This is a genomic window from Microbulbifer pacificus (assembly GCF_002959965.1).
GTDB lineage: Bacteria > Pseudomonadota > Gammaproteobacteria > Pseudomonadales > Cellvibrionaceae > Microbulbifer > Microbulbifer pacificus_A.
This window is the reverse complement of the sequence record NZ_PREV01000026.1, coordinates 920,082-936,214: the sequence shown is the minus strand read 5'-3', so window position 1 is coordinate 936,214 and position 16,133 is coordinate 920,082. Positions and strand designations below refer to the sequence as shown.

The window sequence follows — 16,133 nt, the reverse complement described above, 5'->3', positions numbered from 1 at the left end:
GGCGTTGTCGTTTCAGTATGCTGTCGACGCGGGGACGAAGGCGTGTGTCGAATTCAATGGAGTGTCAGCCATGGCCAAAAATCTCACCCAGCAATTGATTGAACAACATCTCGTCAGTGGCCGCATGCGGGCCGGCGAGGCGGTGCAGCTCAAAATTGACCAGACCCTGTGCCAGGACGCCACAGGCACTATGGTCATGCTTGAGTTTGAAGCGCTTGGCCTGGAGCGTGTGAAAACCGAGGTGTCGGCGCAGTATGTGGATCACAACCTGATCCAGGCGGACTTTAAAAATGCCGATGATCACCTTTTTTTGCAGAGTGCCGCGCGCAAATGGGGGCTGTGGTTCTCACGCCCGGGCAACGGCATCAGTCATGCGGTACACATGGCGTGCTTTGGTGTACCCGGCAAGACCCTGCTCGGCTCCGACAGCCACACCTGCGCCGGGGGCTCCATGGGGATGCTGGCCATGGGAGCGGGCGGTCTGCAGGTGGCACTGGCCATGGCAGGCATGCCATTTTCACTGGTGATGCCGGAGATTGTCGGTGTCGAGGTCACCGGCAGGTTGCCGCCCTGGGTGAGCGCCAAAGACGTTATCCTGGAAATGTTGCGCCGCTACGATGTGAAAGGCGGTGTGAATAAAATTTTCGAGTATTACGGCCCGGGGCTCGCCACCCTCACGGCCATGGACCGCCATGTCATCGCCAATATGGGGCAGGAAATGGGGGCGACCGCCAGCGTATTTCCGGCGGATGAAAATGTTCGCGCCTTTCTTCGGCAGCAGGGCCGCGAGCAGGACTTCGTGGCCCTGCAGGCGGAAGAGGGCGCGAGCTATGATCATCGCGAACAGCTCGATCTCTCCACTATCGAACCGCTGATTGCCTGTCCGTCCAGCCCCGGCAAGGTCGTCACCGTGCGCGAAGTCGCGGGCAAACCGATTTATCAAAGCTACATTGGTTCATCCGCCAATCCCGGCCTGCGGGATTTCGTGGTGCCGGCGAAAATGGTGGATGGACGCAGGATTCCCGAGCAAGTGTCACTTGATATCAATCCCAGCAGCCGCCAGTTACTGGAGGAAATCAGCCGTAATGGCGACCTGAACCGTTTGCTGCAGGCCGGGGCGCGTCTGCACCAGACCGGTTGCAATGGCTGTATCGGCATGGGGCAGGCGCCGGCCAGTGGCCGTATCAGCCTGCGCACCGTGCCACGTAATTTTCCCGGTCGCTCTGGTACCAAGGAAGATCAGGTGTACCTGTGCAGCCCGGAGACGGCTACCGCGAGTGCGCTCAGCGGAAAAATTACCGACCCGCGGGATATGGACATGGACTATCCGGTATTCAATGAGCCGGAAAGACTCAACGACATGCGCTCGCTGATGCTGGCACCGCGAGACTTCTCCAGCGAAATTCCGGTAGCCATCGAATTGGAAAAGGGCCCCAACATCCAGCCACTGCCGGAATTTGATGCCTTGGCGGAAACCGTTTCAGGTCCTGTCCTGCTGAAGACCGGTGACAATGTGTCCACCGATGAAATCCTGCCCGCCGGCACTGACATACTGCCACTGCGGTCGAATATTCCCGCGATCAGTCACTACACCTTTTCCCGTATCGACGACAGTTTTTACCAGCGGGCGAAGACGCACAATGGTGACAGTTTCGTCATTGGTGGAGAAAACTACGGCCAGGGTTCCAGCCGTGAACACGCCGCGATTGCGCCACGCTATCTCGGCGTGCGCGCAGTGATCGCGGTTTCCATGGCGCGTATCCATCGCCGCAATCTGATCAATTTTGGCATAGTGCCGTTGCTGTTTTCCAAACCTGCAGACCTGGCGCGTCTGAAACAGGGCGATGTGCTCGCAGTGGACAATTTCCCCGCGCAGTTAAACCAGGGGCGGGATGTGGTGGTGCAACTCAGTGACGGAAAAACCCTAACCGTTACGCACAATATGAACGAGGAAGAAGTGGCGACGGTGATTGCGGGTGGTTTGATCAACAGGGTGAAAAATATCGGCCCATAGCAGGTAAACATTTACCGGAGGGAATAAGTATGAGTCAGCAGGAAATTACCGCACTGCAACAGCAGATCGGCGAGCTTAAACACAAACTCGCGGTATTGCAGAAAAAGTCCAGTGGTGTCGAAGTGGCGAATTACACCTTCAACACCCTGCAGGGTGAGGTCAGTCTGCTCAATCTGTTTGGTGAGAGTGACACCCTGCTTGCCATTCACAACATGGGGCAGGGCTGCCGCTACTGCACCCTTTGGGCAGATGGCTTCAACGGCCTGCTGCCGCACCTGGAGTCCGCCATGTCCGTGGTGCTGCTCTCCAAGGATGCTCCCGACGTGCAGCGTCGCTTTTCCAGCAGTCGCGGCTGGCGCTTCCGACTTGCCAGTCATGGAGGTGGCGATTACATCCGGGAGCAGAGCGTGGTGGATGGCGAGGGCAACATGCCCGGCGCGGTAGTTTACGTCCGTGAGGAAAACAGAATTTTCCGTAAGAATGCCAGCGTTTTCGGCCCGGGTGACAATTACTGCGTGATGTGGGATCTGCTGAATATGGCGGGTTCGGGTGCCGACTCGTGGACGCCGCAATACAACTACTGGCAGCGTCCCAGAAAAATGGATGACGGTGGGGAAAATCTCGTTGAATAACCCCGTCCCTGGATGATCAACCTGTCGATTTATTTGCAAGCCCGTTCACTGTGCGCAGGTCCGTGCATCTAAAAAGGACAGGTCGACATCCAGCGCTCTGCTCAGTCCTTCAATATCTCCCGCGCTGCATTATGCCCGGGCACCCCGGTCACCCCACCACCGGGGTGTGTTCCTGAACCGCATATATACAGCCCGTTAATCGGCGTGCGGTAATCGCTGAACCCCATAAACGGCCGGTTGCTCCAGAGCTGATCCAGCCCCAGCGCACCGTGAAAAATATCTCCGCCCACCAGTCCGAATTTTCGCTCAAGATCCAGTGGTGAATGGATCTGGCGGGCGATGATGGCTTCGCGGAAGTTGGGGGCGTATTCGGTGACGGTGTCGATGATGGTATCGGCGGCCTGCTCGCGCTCTTCGTCCCAGCTGCGACCGTCCGGAAGTTCGGGGGCGAATTGCTGGCAGAACAGGCTGGCGACGTGCTGGCCTTCCGGTGCCAGTGAGTTGTCCACGGTGGAAGGGATAAGGATTTCCACAATGGGTTTTTTCGACCAGCCGAACTGCTTGGCATCCAGGTAGGCCTGTTCCAGGTACTGCATGCTGGGCCCGATAACGATGCCCGACTGGTGGTGCGGCTGTAGGTGCGTGCCGGGGCGGCAGGTAAAGTCCGGCAGCTCCTTCAGGGCGACGTTCATGCGGAAGGTGCCGGAGCCGACCTTGAAACCCCGCACCCGGCGCTGGAATTCCGGGTCCAGGTGTTGCTCGCCGATCAGTTTGCCGAACAGCAGTTTCGGGCCAACGTTGGAGATGATTTTGTGCGCCCGGTGGACGTCGCCGTTGGCGAGGCGCACGCCCCTGGCCCAGCCGTTTTCAATCAAGACTTCTTCCACGTCGGCGCCGGTGATGACCTCTACACCCAGTTGCCCGGCTTCCTTCAGCATGGCCTGGGTGATGGCGCCCATACCGCCGATGGCATGACCCCAGGCCCCTTTCTCACCGTTGACCTCGCCGAATACATGGTGGAGCAGCACGTAAGCGGAGCCCGGTGTGCTCGGGGCGGCGTAGTTGCCGACGATGGAGTCGAACGCGAAGGCGGCTTTGACCGCGTCGCTTTCAAACCAGGCGTCCAGCACATCGGTGGCACTTTTGGTGAACAGGTCTAGGGTGTCGCGGCGCTGGGCCATGCTGAGTTTTCTGGCGCGCAGACCGAAGCTGCCGGCGCGGATCAGGTCCACAAGACCGCCGCCCACATTGGGCGGCGTGCGCAGCAGTTCTTCTCTCAGCACATCCGCCACGGTTTCCAGCATTTCATAAAATGCGGGGAGGGCAGCGGCGTCTTTCTCGGAGAAGCGCGCTATTTCCGCGAGGGTGTCACGCGGGTTTTTATGGAACGACAGGCTGTTGCCATCGGACAGCGGGAAGAAATTGTTTTGCGGGCGCAGCTTTACCTTGAGGCCGTGCTTGTGCAGGTTCAGGTCCTGAATGATTTTGGGGTTCAACAGGCTGACGGTGTAACTGGCCACCGAGTTGCGGAACCCGGGGTGAAACTCTTCGGTTACCGCGGCACCGCCGACGAGTTCGCGGCGTTCCAGAATGGTGACTTTCTTGCCGGCCTTCGCCAGGTAGCAGGCGCACACCAGGCCGTTGTGGCCGCCGCCGATGATCAAACAATCGTTCATTATTATTTTCTGCCTTTTTACTTCTTTATTTTCTAATTGCTTTACTGGTTTTCTCTTTGCCGATTTAGTGGCTTCCCTCGCGGTGCAGTCGGTCCAGACGCAATCGCTCGCGTCCGTCAAATAATCTGCGTGCACAGATGCTCACTGCCGCAAAAGTACCAAAGCCAGTGCCCGCGGCAATGGTGAACATAATGAGGATCTGGTACTTCACCGCCAGCGCCGGTGCAGTGCCCGCGAGTATCTGGCCGGTCATCATACCCGGAAGCGAGACGATTCCGGCGGCCGCCATGGCGTTAATAATCGGCATCAGGCCGGCGCGCATGGCGTCGCGGCGAAAGTCGCCACAGGCATCGACCCAGGTCTCACCGAGCATCAGCCGGTTTTCGATGATATCGCGGGAACGCCGTGCGCTTTCGGTGAGGCGGTCCAGCCCCAGAGCCACGCCGGTCATGGTGTTGCCAAGCAGCATTCCGAGAAGCGGGATGGCGTATTGGGGTTGGTACCAGGGTTCGGGACCGATCACCGCCATCAGGGTCAGTATGGTGACGCTGAAGGCGGAGATAAACATCGACAGGGTGCCTATGGCAAAACTCCAGCCGCCGCGCAGTCGATATTTCTGCCGCGCTGCCACTTCCCGGCCGGCGAGCAGCAGCATCGCAAGGCCCATCAGCGCCACCCAGAAAAAGCTATCCACCGCGAACAGCGCCTCCAGCACCAGGCCGATCAGCGCCAGTTGAATGGCGGTGCGTACCGCGGCTACCAGCAGCGCCCTGCCCAGTCCAAGGCGCGCGAAATGAGTGCAGGTGGCCAGGGCCAGTACCAGTGTGGCGGCGAGGGCCAGTTGCCACCAGGACAGGGCGATGATATTCACACCGGTACCTCCAGCAGGCGCGGGCCTTCAATGCGAAAATGCCGCTTCGCCACACGCCGAATCTGCTCTTCGCTGTGCGCTACCCAGAGTACGGGGCAGCGGCGCTCGCGGACCACGGACTGCAGCCAGTGTTCCACCTGCCGGGTGGTTCTCTCGTCCAGGTTGGCGGTGGGCTCATCCAAGAGAAGGACCCTGGGCTCGCAAATCAGCGCCCGCAACAAGGCCAGGCGTTGCTTTTCTCCAGAGGACAGGCGGGATACGGGCCATTCGCCGGCCCTGTCGGCAAGGCCCAGTGCATGCAACATTTCCGGTGCGGGTTTGGACAGGTGCTCACCGACACTATCGAACCACCAGGCGCTCTCTGCCGGCACCATCATCACCTGGCGTCGCCAGCGGTGGGCGGGCACGGAAGCCTGCTCCGTTGAATCCAGAGACACCGAACCACCGTGGGGTTCCAGATCGGCGACGGCCCTGAGCAGGCGGCTCTTGCCGGCGCCGGAAGGACCGGAAAGACAGACAATTTCTCCCGGAGCTATCTGCAGGTCGATATTTTCCAGGTTGCCAACGGAGACGCTTTCAAGGGTTAGCTTCGTCAATGTTTCTATTCACTGTATGTCGTCACGGTATCAGCCAATCTTTGCACGATTTCCATAAAAAGCTGTTTGCAAATACTCGCCATAAGCCTGATCCCTACAACTCTGTATGTCGGTTTCCACAGGCTATTGCTGACACTTGGTCATCCACTCCGTATAAGGGGGGCGGTGCCCGGGAATTGTGCGTACCGTCAGGTAGATGGACAGAAGCCGCTCGTGCAAAACAGGGTTAGTTTCGTCTGAAAGGCACTGCTGTGGAAAGAGTCGCTGGTGTTTTTATTGATGTACATCATTTGCAACACGCTGGGGTGATATCCGGTGTACGCGCGTGGAACAGCAGTTTGCACGCTCTCCGGGATGGTTTTCCCCTCATCCGCACCCGTTCTATGTGATAGCCGTGGCCGGGGATCGAAGCCGTAAGGTTGGGAAAAATGCATCGGCATATCAGATATGCACGAATTTCCGATTGGTTCACGGCTCTGATTTGATGGCGCGCACATGCGGGCTGAAAGTAGCCGATTCCTGATGGCCCTCCTTGCGCAATTCCCCTAACTGGCGTGATATAAACAGCGGTAGTTCCCGTTGCAATAATTCGGATCTACCGGATATTGCAAACTACTAAAATAATATTCCATGCTGCCGGTCAAATTGAGGAGGCCGTTGTACTCGTCTCGCGCTTTTCATGGATTCGCAGCGACTTCAGAGGCAGCAAAGTGGACGAAATTACCCAATTGTTGGCTCAGGCCCGCGCCGGCAGACCGGAGCAGTTAGGGATGGTCTTTACCGCTCTCTATCCCAAGTTGCGTCGACTGGCGGCCGCGCGGCTGGCAGCTGATGACCATACTTTCACACCCACGGTGCTGGTGCATGAACTGTATTTACGCCTGAGCTCCGGCGCAATTCCCTCTGTAACGGATCGCAAACATTTCTTTGCCACTGCGGCGCAGGCGATGCGCTGGATACTGGTGGATCACGCGCGAAAAGGGATGGCTGGCAAGCGGGGTTGTGAAATGAAGGTCGACGCGCATTTTCTGGAAATACTGGAAGACCGGCGCTATTCAGAGCAGATTGTCGCGCTGCATCAAAGTCTGGATGATCTGGACAAGCTCAGTACACAGCGGCGCCTGGTGGTCGAGCTGCGCTACTTTGCCGGCCTGCAAATCTCCGAAATTGCCGAATTGCTGGGGTGTGCTGAACGTACGGTGCACCGCGAGTGGGAAAGGGCAAGAGCCTTTCTGCAGGTGCAGATGACGTAGGGGGAATATGAATAACGGTGACACCGAACACTGGCGGGCGGCCGATCAAATTTTTGAGCGGTTGCTCGAATTACCGGAAGCAGAGCGCGACTCCGCGTTGGAGCAGCTTTCCGCACCTGCGGAAGTGATGGAAAAAGTCCGCGATCTTTTGCGGGCGCACCGCCAACCAGACGCGTTTCTCGAGCGCCCGGCTTTTACCGCGTGCCACCAGACGTCCAATGCGCTCGCTGGTCGTGAGCTGGGAGGCTGGCGCCTCTCAAAACAGTTGGGTAGCGGAGGGTCCGCGGTCGTCTACAGCGCGCAGCGTTCTGCACCGGGAGTCGAGCAACGAGCGGCGATCAAAATATTTACCCTCGCCTCTTTGTGCCATCTGGGTGCCGAGCGCTTTCGGCGCGAATTGGCAATTCTGGCAAAGCTCAATCATCCTCATATCGCTTCTTTGATTGATTCTGGTGTTAGCGACGACGGCACCTATTGGCTGGCTATGCAGCTGGTAGAGGGCGAGCGTATCGACTGTCACTGCGAAAGGCTCGATACCCGCAGTGTGGTAAAAATTTTCCTGCAGCTCTGCGATGCCGTTGCCTATGCCCATCGCGCTCTGGTGGTCCACAGGGATATCAAGCCCTCCAATGTGTTGGTGGAAAAGGGCGGACATGTTCGCCTGCTGGATTTTGGCATTGGACGTTTTGCCGATGACGGGGAAGACATTACCCGGACGCTGTGGCGAGCGCTGACGCCCGGTTACGCGGCCCCGGAGCAATTTACCGGTAGCGGCATATCCACGGCCATGGATGTCTACGGTCTTGGCGCTCTGCTGTACCGGTTGCTGTGTGGCAGTCCGCCGCGCGACAGTCGAGATATGGATACCCATGTTTCTCTGACTGCTCCATCTGGCCGTGCCCTGACTGCCGGCGCCAGTTACCGGCGCCACTACCCGGCATTGAAGCAGGACCTGGACAAGGTGCTACAGAAGGCGCTGGATCTGGATCCGTGCCGTCGCTATGCCTCCGCCGACGCCCTGGCCGAGGAACTGCGTCGCTGGCTACAGGGGGAGCCGGTACTGGCGCAACCGCCGAATCCGTTTTACCTGTGGAAGAAATTTGTTCAGCGCAACCGGACGGCGGTGGCCATGTCTTTTGCGCTGGTGATGGCTCTCGTCGTGGGAGTGACTGGCACATTGTGGCAGGCCCGGCTGGCCAAGTCAGAGGCGAACAACGCTCAGTCCCAGGCTCGTCGGGCAGTACTGGTTCGGGATTTTCTGCAAACTGTTATGGTGTCCACCGACCCCGCCGAGGGGCGTGTGCCGAACGCACACGAGCTGTTGACTGAAGGGGCCCGTCGGGCCCGCGAGGAAATCGCCGGCGTGGATCCAGTGGCCGCGGCGGATATTTTACTGCTGACAGGATCCTCCCGCCTCGATCTGAACCAGATGGATAAGGGCGCAAAAGACCTGCGGGAGGCTCTGGAGCTGCTGCGAGATGCCGGTGGGGGAGAGCCGCGCGAACTGTCGAGAATTCACTGGAATCTCGGTCGCTACTTCAAGATCCGGGGGCCTATAGACAGCGCCATCAAGCACTACCGGGAATCTCTGGCACTCATGAGCCGGTGGCCTGCGCCGGCGGAAGAAAAAATTGCAGCAAGAAGTTCGCTCGGCTCCGCGTTGATGGCGGCGGGCAAGGTGGAAGAGGCTGAGGTTTTGATCCGGCAGTCTCTGCAGGATATTGCGGCCGCTGGCCTGGAGGTTTCCCACCTGCATCTGGATACCCTGAACCACCTCTCTACCGTTATTTACCTGGCGGGCCGCAGTGCCGAAGAGCAGTTGCCGGTTCACGAAAAGCGTTTTGAGGTGGCGCGCAAACTCTATGGCGATGACAACGGCTGGTACGCCTATACCCTGGCGGACGCGGTTCCCACTTATCGCAAGATGGGGCTCAACCGGGCGGCGACCGAATTGGCCGAGCGCGCCGAGGCTGTTGCAAAACGGATATATCGGGCGCCGCATCTGGTGAAGGCCGTCGCCATTTGTAATCACGCCGCAGTGTTGCTGCAGGATGGGAATTTTGAGGAAGCGCTTCGGCGTTACGATGAGAGTATTGCCGTTGATACAGCTCTGAATCGCAATGATCTGCACGCGGAGTCCTGTCTGCGCGGGCGGGCCTACGCCCGTGCGGCCCGGGGGGAATACCAAGCCGCCCTTGCGGATCTTTCACAGAGCCGCGAAATGCTTGTCTCTCTCGACCGCGGCGATTCGCCACAGTGGTTGGCAAATTGCGGCATGGAGACGTCGGTGTTACTGCGCATGGGGCGTAAATCTCATGCAGCTGGAGTGCTGAACGAGTGTGGGCAGCGCGAAGCCGCGTCTGCAAATGAGCTTCCGCTGGATTACGAGCAGGCGCGCGCCGAGCTGTACCTGTCCGATGGAGAGCTGGAACGCAGTGCTCGCATCTTGAGCAGTCTGCGGGAAAGATACGCCCCCGAGCAGGCATCGCGGCGCTGGATGCGTCCGTGGATGTTATCACTGGTGCTGGCCCGGCGGCTAAGCCAGGAAAATCCTGAAGGCGTGACACAGGCGATGGTTGCCTTTGGCCGTGATAGCACCATTGCCCAGTGTGCAGATGCTGCAGATGGTTCAGATACCGCAAGCTGTCTCGCCTTTCCCTGATACGCCCGGCTGGCGCTGGCCAGCCGGTGTCCTTCCTGTCGATCCCACTTTATTTCCAGGCTGCTGTCAGTTTTCGTGCCCGAAATACGAATGTACTGGTAGCGGTGGGGTATTTCTTAAGCCAGAAGATCGCCAGCCGAGCAGAAATCGATCGTGCTGCCGTACAGCTCTTTTTATTGAGCGTCCCCAAGATTTTCGGCGGCACCCATCGAGTCTCATGTAGTGGCGGCTGCCGGGTATCCGGATTCGATCCGCCAGGTTCAGGTGTTGATGATTATCTAAACAGGTTTGGGGGGGGGAACAATGGACGGCGTAAAAAATCAATTTTCAGCAACGATTAGAAAGGTTCGCATCGTGTCGCTGCTGTTGGCGGTGATGGCTGTTGCTGCCTGCGGTGGCAGTGGTGGCGGTGGAAGTAGCGGTGGCGGTGGCAACAGCTCCACGGATGATTTCCCCACCGCGACCGATGATACGGCGGGAGTGAAAGAAGATACGTCGATCATCGCAGAGGTTCTATCCAACGACGACTTCGGTAACGACGGTGCCGGAAGTTTTACCCTGGTGACGACACCGGAACACGGTGTGGCGGAAATAGAGGACGGTGGGACACCCGGGGATTTCACAGACGACGTAATTCGTTATACGCCGAAAGCCGATTTTAATGGCACTGATCAGATTACTTATCAGATTACCGATCGGGATGGGGATGCCACCAGCGCTACACTGACCATTACTGTACACCCGGTTACCGATTTTCTTTCCGCCAGCGCCGAGGCCGGTGGCGATGGCTCCCACCCCAGACGGTTGCATCTGGCCTGGGCTGTGGACTCGGAACCAGACCACTATCGCATCCAGATCAATCCGGACGGCGTGTCTGGATATACGGATACCGAGCTCGGTGAAATCGCCGGCGGTGCGACGTCGTTGGAATTCGATATGTCACTACACCTGACCTCGTGGGAGAGCGCGCGCTTACAGCTGGTGGCTTTGGACAGCGCGGGTATCGAGCTTGGGCGCTCCGGTGAAATTCCGCTGGATCAGGTGGCGGTGGCGGAAATGATCGGATACTTCAAGGCTCCTGGTCCGAGTCACCACTTTGGTATCTCGTCTGCTCTCTCCGCTGATGGCACGACGCTGGCTATTGCCGCGGAAGAGAGTAACCGGCGGGGAGCTGTTTACGTTTTTTATAAAAATACAGAGGGTTGGCAATTCCAGAAAAAAATAGTGCCGCTGGAGGCCGACGACAACGACTACTTCGGATTTCGTTCGCTGGCACTGTCTGCCGACGGCAACACTCTGGCGGTGGGGGCGCGCTACGAGGACAGCAGTGCAACGGGTATCAATGGTGACGACTCCATTAACGTCAACGCCAGCTTCAATGCTGGCGCCGCTTATGTATTCAGGAGAAATGCCGGAGACTGGACACAGCAAGCGTATATAAAGGGGGCCAATACGGGAGAGGGGGATCAATTCGGGGTGAGCGTTGCGCTCTCGGCAAATGGCGCCGTGCTGGCTGTTGGTGCCAACGGCGAGGACAGCGATGGTGATCCCGGCAATAACAGTACCCTGGACTCCGGGGCTATCTATTTGTTCGCCAACGATGGCTCCGGCTGGGTGGAGCGCGACTATCTCAAAGGCAATGATGTGACTGCTGCGCGGGGGCTCGGTTATTCACTTGCCCTGTCTTCAGACGGCAACACCCTGGCCAGCGGTGCCGTGCGCGATCTGGCGCCGGGCGGAATCTATGTGTTTACCTACAACGGAAGCAGCTGGGATGTAGAGGCGGCAAACCTGACTGGGTCCGCCAGCGATGCAGATGCGCTCGGCAGTGTCCTGGTGTTGTCTGACAACGGCGACACGCTGGCGGCGAGTGCGCTCTACCACGATGCCGCAGCGGCAAATGCCGGCGCTGTCTTTGTCTACCGGCGCAACGGCGCAGGTTGGGGTCAGCAGGCCCAACTTACCGCGTCCAATCCTGATGCCGACGATATCTTTGGCTACAGCCTGTCGATGTCGGGGGATGGCACAACCCTCGCCGTGGGCTCCCCTTATGAGAGTAGCGACTCCACAGGCCTGAATGGCGATCCCGGCAGTGACAGCGCCGTTGCGGCTGGCGCCGTCTATGTCTATCAATTCCGGGAGCAGTGGCAGGAAACGCGCTACGTGAAGGCGCCGAATACGGAGATGGAAGATATCTTTGGTTCCTCGGTGGCTCTGTCAGCCAGCGGCAGCACTCTGTTTGTGGGGAGTGCAGGTGAAGACGGGGGCGCTACCGGTCTCGGTGGCGACTGGGATAGTAACGATGGCACTGACACCGGCGCCGTGTTTGCGTATTGATCCTGCAGTGTTTGCTTGAGCGGTGCCCGGGCGGCGGTCTCCGGTGGGAGGCCGCCGCCGCTTTTTGTGGGTTCCGGCTGTTGCCTGCCCCAATTCTTTGAACAGACTCCCGTCTCCCGCCATAATCGGCACCTTCGAGCAGAATAACGAGATCTTCGCAGTATGACCGAGCCCTCCGTCTACGACGCCTCCGAGCGCCAGCACCTGGCGGCTTACACCGAGAAGGCGTACCTGGATTACTCCATGTACGTGATCCTCGACCGCGCCCTGCCCAATATCGGCGACGGCCTGAAGCCGGTGCAGCGGCGTATTGTCTACGCCATGAGCGAGCTGGGGCTGAAGGCCAGCGCCAAGCACAAGAAGTCTGCGCGCACCGTGGGCGACGTGATCGGTAAGTACCACCCGCATGGCGACAGCGCCGTATACGAGGCGATGGTGCTGATGGCGCAGCCGTTCAGCTACCGCTACCCGCTGGTGGATGGCCAGGGCAACTGGGGCTCGCCGGACGATCCCAAGTCCTTCGCTGCCATGCGCTACACCGAATCCCGAATGGGCAAATACGCCGAGGTGCTGCTGTCGGAACTGGGGCAGGGCACCGTGGACTGGCAGCCGAACTTCGACGGCACCATGGAAGAGCCGGCGGTGCTGCCGGCCCGGGTTCCGAATATCCTGCTGAACGGCACCACCGGTATCGCCGTGGGCATGGCCACCGACATCCCGCCGCACAACCTGCGCGAGGTGGTGGATGCCACCGTGCACATGCTGGAAAACCCCAAGGCGACGGTGTCCGAGCTGTGCGAATTCATTCACGGCCCGGATATGCCCACCGAGGCGGAGATCATCTCCCCCAGGTCCGATCTGGTGAAAATGTACGAGACCGGCAAGGGCTCGGTGAAGATGCGTGCGCTGTGGACCAAAGAGGATGGCGATATCGTCATCACCGCGCTGCCGCACCAGTGCAGTGGTGCCAAGGTGCTGGAACAGATCGCCGCGCAGATGCAGGCCAAGAAACTGCCGATGGTCACCGACCTGCGCGACGAGTCCGATCACGAGAACCCCACCCGTCTCGTCATCGTGCCCAAGTCCAACCGCGTGGACCTGGATCAGGTGATGAATCACCTGTTCGCCACCACCGACCTGGAGAAGAGCTACCGGGTCAACCTGAACATGATCGGTGTCGACGGCCGCCCGCAGGTAAAGTCTCTGGACAAGATCCTGTCCGAGTGGCTGAGCTTCCGCACCGTTACCACACGACGCCGCCTGCAGTTCCGCCTCGACAAGGTCGAGAAGCGCCTGCACCTGTTGGCCGGTTTGTTGATTGCCTTCCTCAACATCGACGAAGTAATCGAGATCATCCGCACCCACGACGAACCGAAGCAGGAGCTGATGCGCCGCTTCGAACTGAGTGACGTGCAGGCGGAATACGTGCTCGAGACCAAGTTGCGCCAGTTGGCGCGCCTTGAAGAAATGAAGATCTGCGGCGAACAGGCGGAGCTGGAAAAAGAGCGCGATACCCTCACCAAAACCCTGGAGAGCGAGCGTCGCCTCAAGACCCTGATCAAGAAGGAACTGCTGGAAGCGGCGAACGAGTTTGGCGATGAGCGCCGCTCGCCCATCGTCGAGCGCGAGGAAGCCAGGGCCTTCAGCGAGACCGACCTGCTCACCTCGGATCCGATCACCGTGGTGCTGTCCGACAAGGGCTGGATTCGCCAGGCCAAGGGGCACGATATCGACCCCACCTCACTGAGCTACAAGGCCGGCGACAGTTTCAAGTTTGCCGCCCACGGCAAGAGCAACCAGATGGCGCTGTTGCTCGACAGTACCGGACGCAGTTATTCCATCGCCTCACACATGCTGCCTTCGGCTCGGGGCCAGGGCGAACCGTTGTCCGGGCGTATCAATCCGCCGTCGGGGGCTACTTTTGAAGGCCTGTTGATGGGCAACGACGACCAGCAGGTACTGCTGGCGAGCGATGCCGGCTATGGCTTTATCGCCAAGTACGCCGACCTGCAGTCTCGCAACAAGGCCGGCAAGGCCATGCTGAGCCTGCCGCAGAACGCGCGCGTGCTGCCGCCGCAGGAAATCGTAAATCCGGATAAAGCGCTGCTCGCCGCCGTGTCCAGCGAAGGTCGTATGCTGGTATTCCCGGTTTCCGAATTGCCGGAGCTGGCGAAAGGCAAGGGCAACAAGATCATCAATATCCCGTCGGCGCGCGCCGCCAGCCGCGAGGAAATTCTTGTCGGTATCGCGGTTCTGGAAGGCGACGACCAGCTGGTGATCCACGCCGGCAAACGCCACACCAAAATCAAGGTGACGGAACTGGAGCACTATCAGGGTGAGCGGGGTCGCCGCGGCAACAAGCTCCCGCGGGGGTTCCAGAAAGTGGACAAGGTGGAAGTGCAGCGGAAGTAGTAGCTGGTGTACTCCATCCTCAAAAGGCGACTTTCGAGTCGCCTTTTTTGTGGATGAAATCCCTGATTCAGTCTTGAGTAAATAGTAAGCATCCTTACAATAACTCCACTTACAGGCCGGCGGCGACCGGCCGCATTTCATTCCGGGAATCCATGAACAAATCTGATCTCGCGGCGCAGCTGGGGTTTGAGCTGCATACCGCCGCACGTCTGTTGAAACGCAATTTTGACCGTCGCGCCAAGTCCCACGGCCTCACTCGTGCCCGCTGGCAGGTGCTTTGGATCCTGAACAGAAACCAGGGGATGAAGCAGGCGGAATTGGCCGAACGTATGGATGTGGCCCCGATTACCCTGACCCGCCAGATCGACCTGTTGCAGGCCGAGGGCCTCGTGGAGCGCCGGCCCGACCCCCAGGACCGGCGCTGTTTCCGGATTTTCCTTACCGAGGCCGCCGCGCCGGTGCTGGATACATTGCACCTGCTCGCCGGGGACACCCGCGCCCAGGCACTGGCCGGGATCAGTGCGGAAGAGCTGCAGCAACTGATGTATTTACTGAGCCGGGTACGTGAAAACCTGAGCCGAGAGGAGACTGTTGAGTGACGGAGGTGAAAGAGACATCGAAATCCCGTGGCCTGGCGCTTGGGCTTGGTATGGTAGTGGCTGGTGTGGTGGCCGCCTGGTGTATCTGGGGCGGCGGCAGCAGTGTGCATACGGATAATGCGTATGTAAAAGCCGACAAGCTCTCTCTGGCATTGGAAGTGAGCGGCATTGTGGCCGAGGTGCCCATCAAGGCCAACCAGCACGTCAACAAAGGCGATCTGCTGGTGCAACTGGACGACACCCCCTTTCGTCTCGCGGTAGCGGAAGCGGAAGCGCACCTGGCGCAGGTAAAAAACCAGGTGCACGCGCGCCAGGCGGATTACGCGGAGGCGGAAGCGGAACTGCAGCAGGCGCAGACAGATGCGGCATTTTACCGCCGCCAGATGGATCGCAACGAAAAGCTCGGCAAGGTCGCACTGTCGGAATCCCAGCTGGACGAGTCGCGCCAGAAACTGGATCAGGCGCGCGCGAAAATTGCCATCAACTCGGAAAAACTCGCCAGTCTGCGCGCGGAGCTGGGCGGTAACTCCCAGGTACCGCTGGACCAGCAGGCGGACGTGATGGTGGCGCAGGCGCAGCTCGACAAGGCCCGCTATCAGCTCTCCCGCACCCGGGTAACGGCGCCGGTATCCGGCGTCATTGCCAACGAAGTCCCGCAGGTGGGGGAACTGGCGGTGGTCGGCATGTCCGTGGTGACGCTGCTCGGCACCGACGACATGTGGATCGAGGCGAACCTGAAGGAAACCCAGCTGGAACATGTACGCGCGGGGCAGCAGGCGGAAATCACCGTGGACGCCTACCCGGGGGTAAAATTCCAGGCGCTGGTGGAAAGCCTGAGCGGTGCCGCTGGTAGTGAGTTCGCGCTGATTCCCGCGCAGAACGCCAGCGGCAACTGGGTGAAAGTGGTACAGCGGGTACCGGTACGCCTGCGCCTGCTGCCGGCGGACCACGGTGCTGACCAGCTGGCTCCGGTACTGCGCGCCGGCATGAGCGCGGAAGTGGTGATCGACACCGCCGAGGACAAAACGCTGGTTTCCGCCCGTGCCGCCAACGGCGGCGACAGCCGTGTTGTGCTGTAAAC

Annotated in this window: 11 protein-coding genes; 8 read left to right on the top strand and 3 right to left on the bottom strand. The window is 59.5% G+C overall.

The genetic code is table 11. The features are described from left to right. Window positions 1-70 precede the first annotated feature (70 nt). Together C3938_RS04485 and C3938_RS04480 are read left to right on the top strand one after the other, a co-directional pair. Window positions 71-2,014 carry an aconitate hydratase gene (locus C3938_RS04485; protein WP_105102018.1) on the top strand — a complete coding sequence of 648 codons (1,944 nt, stop codon included), beginning with the start codon at window positions 71-73 and terminating at the stop codon, window positions 2,012-2,014. 29 nt (window positions 2,015-2,043) lie between these two features. After that, entirely contained in the window at window positions 2,044-2,646 is a 603-nt protein-coding gene (locus C3938_RS04480; protein WP_105102017.1) for a DUF899 family protein, read from the top strand. Between the two features lie 101 nt (window positions 2,647-2,747). Here the strand turns inward: C3938_RS04480 and C3938_RS04475 are convergent, their stop codons facing one another. From C3938_RS04475 to C3938_RS04465, 3 genes are read right to left on the bottom strand one after another with little or no spacing between them, the layout of a single operon-like run. Next, complete coding sequence (locus C3938_RS04475; RefSeq protein WP_267893017.1) at window positions 2,748-4,457, bottom strand: phytoene desaturase family protein; 1,710 nt, start codon at window positions 4,455-4,457, stop codon at window positions 2,748-2,750. Next, the gene (locus tag C3938_RS04470; protein WP_105102015.1) at window positions 4,387-5,193 is read right to left on the bottom strand and encodes an ABC transporter permease; all 807 of its coding nucleotides are present in this window, start codon (window positions 5,191-5,193) and stop codon (window positions 4,387-4,389) included. Before C3938_RS04470 ends, C3938_RS04475 begins: the two co-directional genes overlap by 71 nt. After that, entirely contained in the window at window positions 5,190-5,789 is a 600-nt protein-coding gene (locus C3938_RS04465) for an ABC transporter ATP-binding protein (protein ID WP_105102014.1), read from the bottom strand. Before C3938_RS04465 ends, C3938_RS04470 begins: the two co-directional genes overlap by 4 nt. Before the next feature lie 710 nt (window positions 5,790-6,499). Here C3938_RS04465 and C3938_RS04460 point away from each other — a divergent pair. The 6 genes from C3938_RS04460 (at window position 6,500) to C3938_RS04435 (ending at window position 16,131) form a co-directional block, all read left to right on the top strand. Then, complete coding sequence (locus C3938_RS04460; protein ID WP_105102013.1) at window positions 6,500-7,042, top strand: ECF-type sigma factor; 543 nt, start codon at window positions 6,500-6,502, stop codon at window positions 7,040-7,042. A gap of 7 nt (window positions 7,043-7,049) precedes the next feature. After that, window positions 7,050-9,704 carry a protein kinase domain-containing protein gene (locus tag C3938_RS04455; RefSeq protein ID WP_105102012.1) on the top strand — a complete coding sequence of 885 codons (2,655 nt, stop codon included), beginning with the start codon at window positions 7,050-7,052 and terminating at the stop codon, window positions 9,702-9,704. Between the two features lie 354 nt (window positions 9,705-10,058). Beyond that, complete coding sequence (locus C3938_RS04450; protein WP_158681558.1) at window positions 10,059-12,041, top strand: Ig-like domain-containing protein; 1,983 nt, start codon at window positions 10,059-10,061, stop codon at window positions 12,039-12,041. A gap of 162 nt (window positions 12,042-12,203) precedes the next feature. Next, window positions 12,204-14,453 carry a DNA topoisomerase IV subunit A gene (gene parC, locus C3938_RS04445; protein ID WP_105102010.1) on the top strand — a complete coding sequence of 750 codons (2,250 nt, stop codon included), beginning with the start codon at window positions 12,204-12,206 and terminating at the stop codon, window positions 14,451-14,453. 152 nt (window positions 14,454-14,605) lie between these two features. Continuing rightward, window positions 14,606-15,052, top strand: coding sequence for a MarR family winged helix-turn-helix transcriptional regulator (locus C3938_RS04440; protein ID WP_105102009.1), 447 nt, complete (start codon window positions 14,606-14,608; stop codon window positions 15,050-15,052). Next, window positions 15,049-16,131, top strand: coding sequence for an HlyD family secretion protein (locus C3938_RS04435; RefSeq protein WP_199775486.1), 1,083 nt, complete (start codon window positions 15,049-15,051; stop codon window positions 16,129-16,131). The genes C3938_RS04440 and C3938_RS04435 overlap by 4 nt, the downstream gene beginning before the upstream one ends. The last annotated feature ends 2 nt before the right edge of the window (window positions 16,132-16,133 follow it).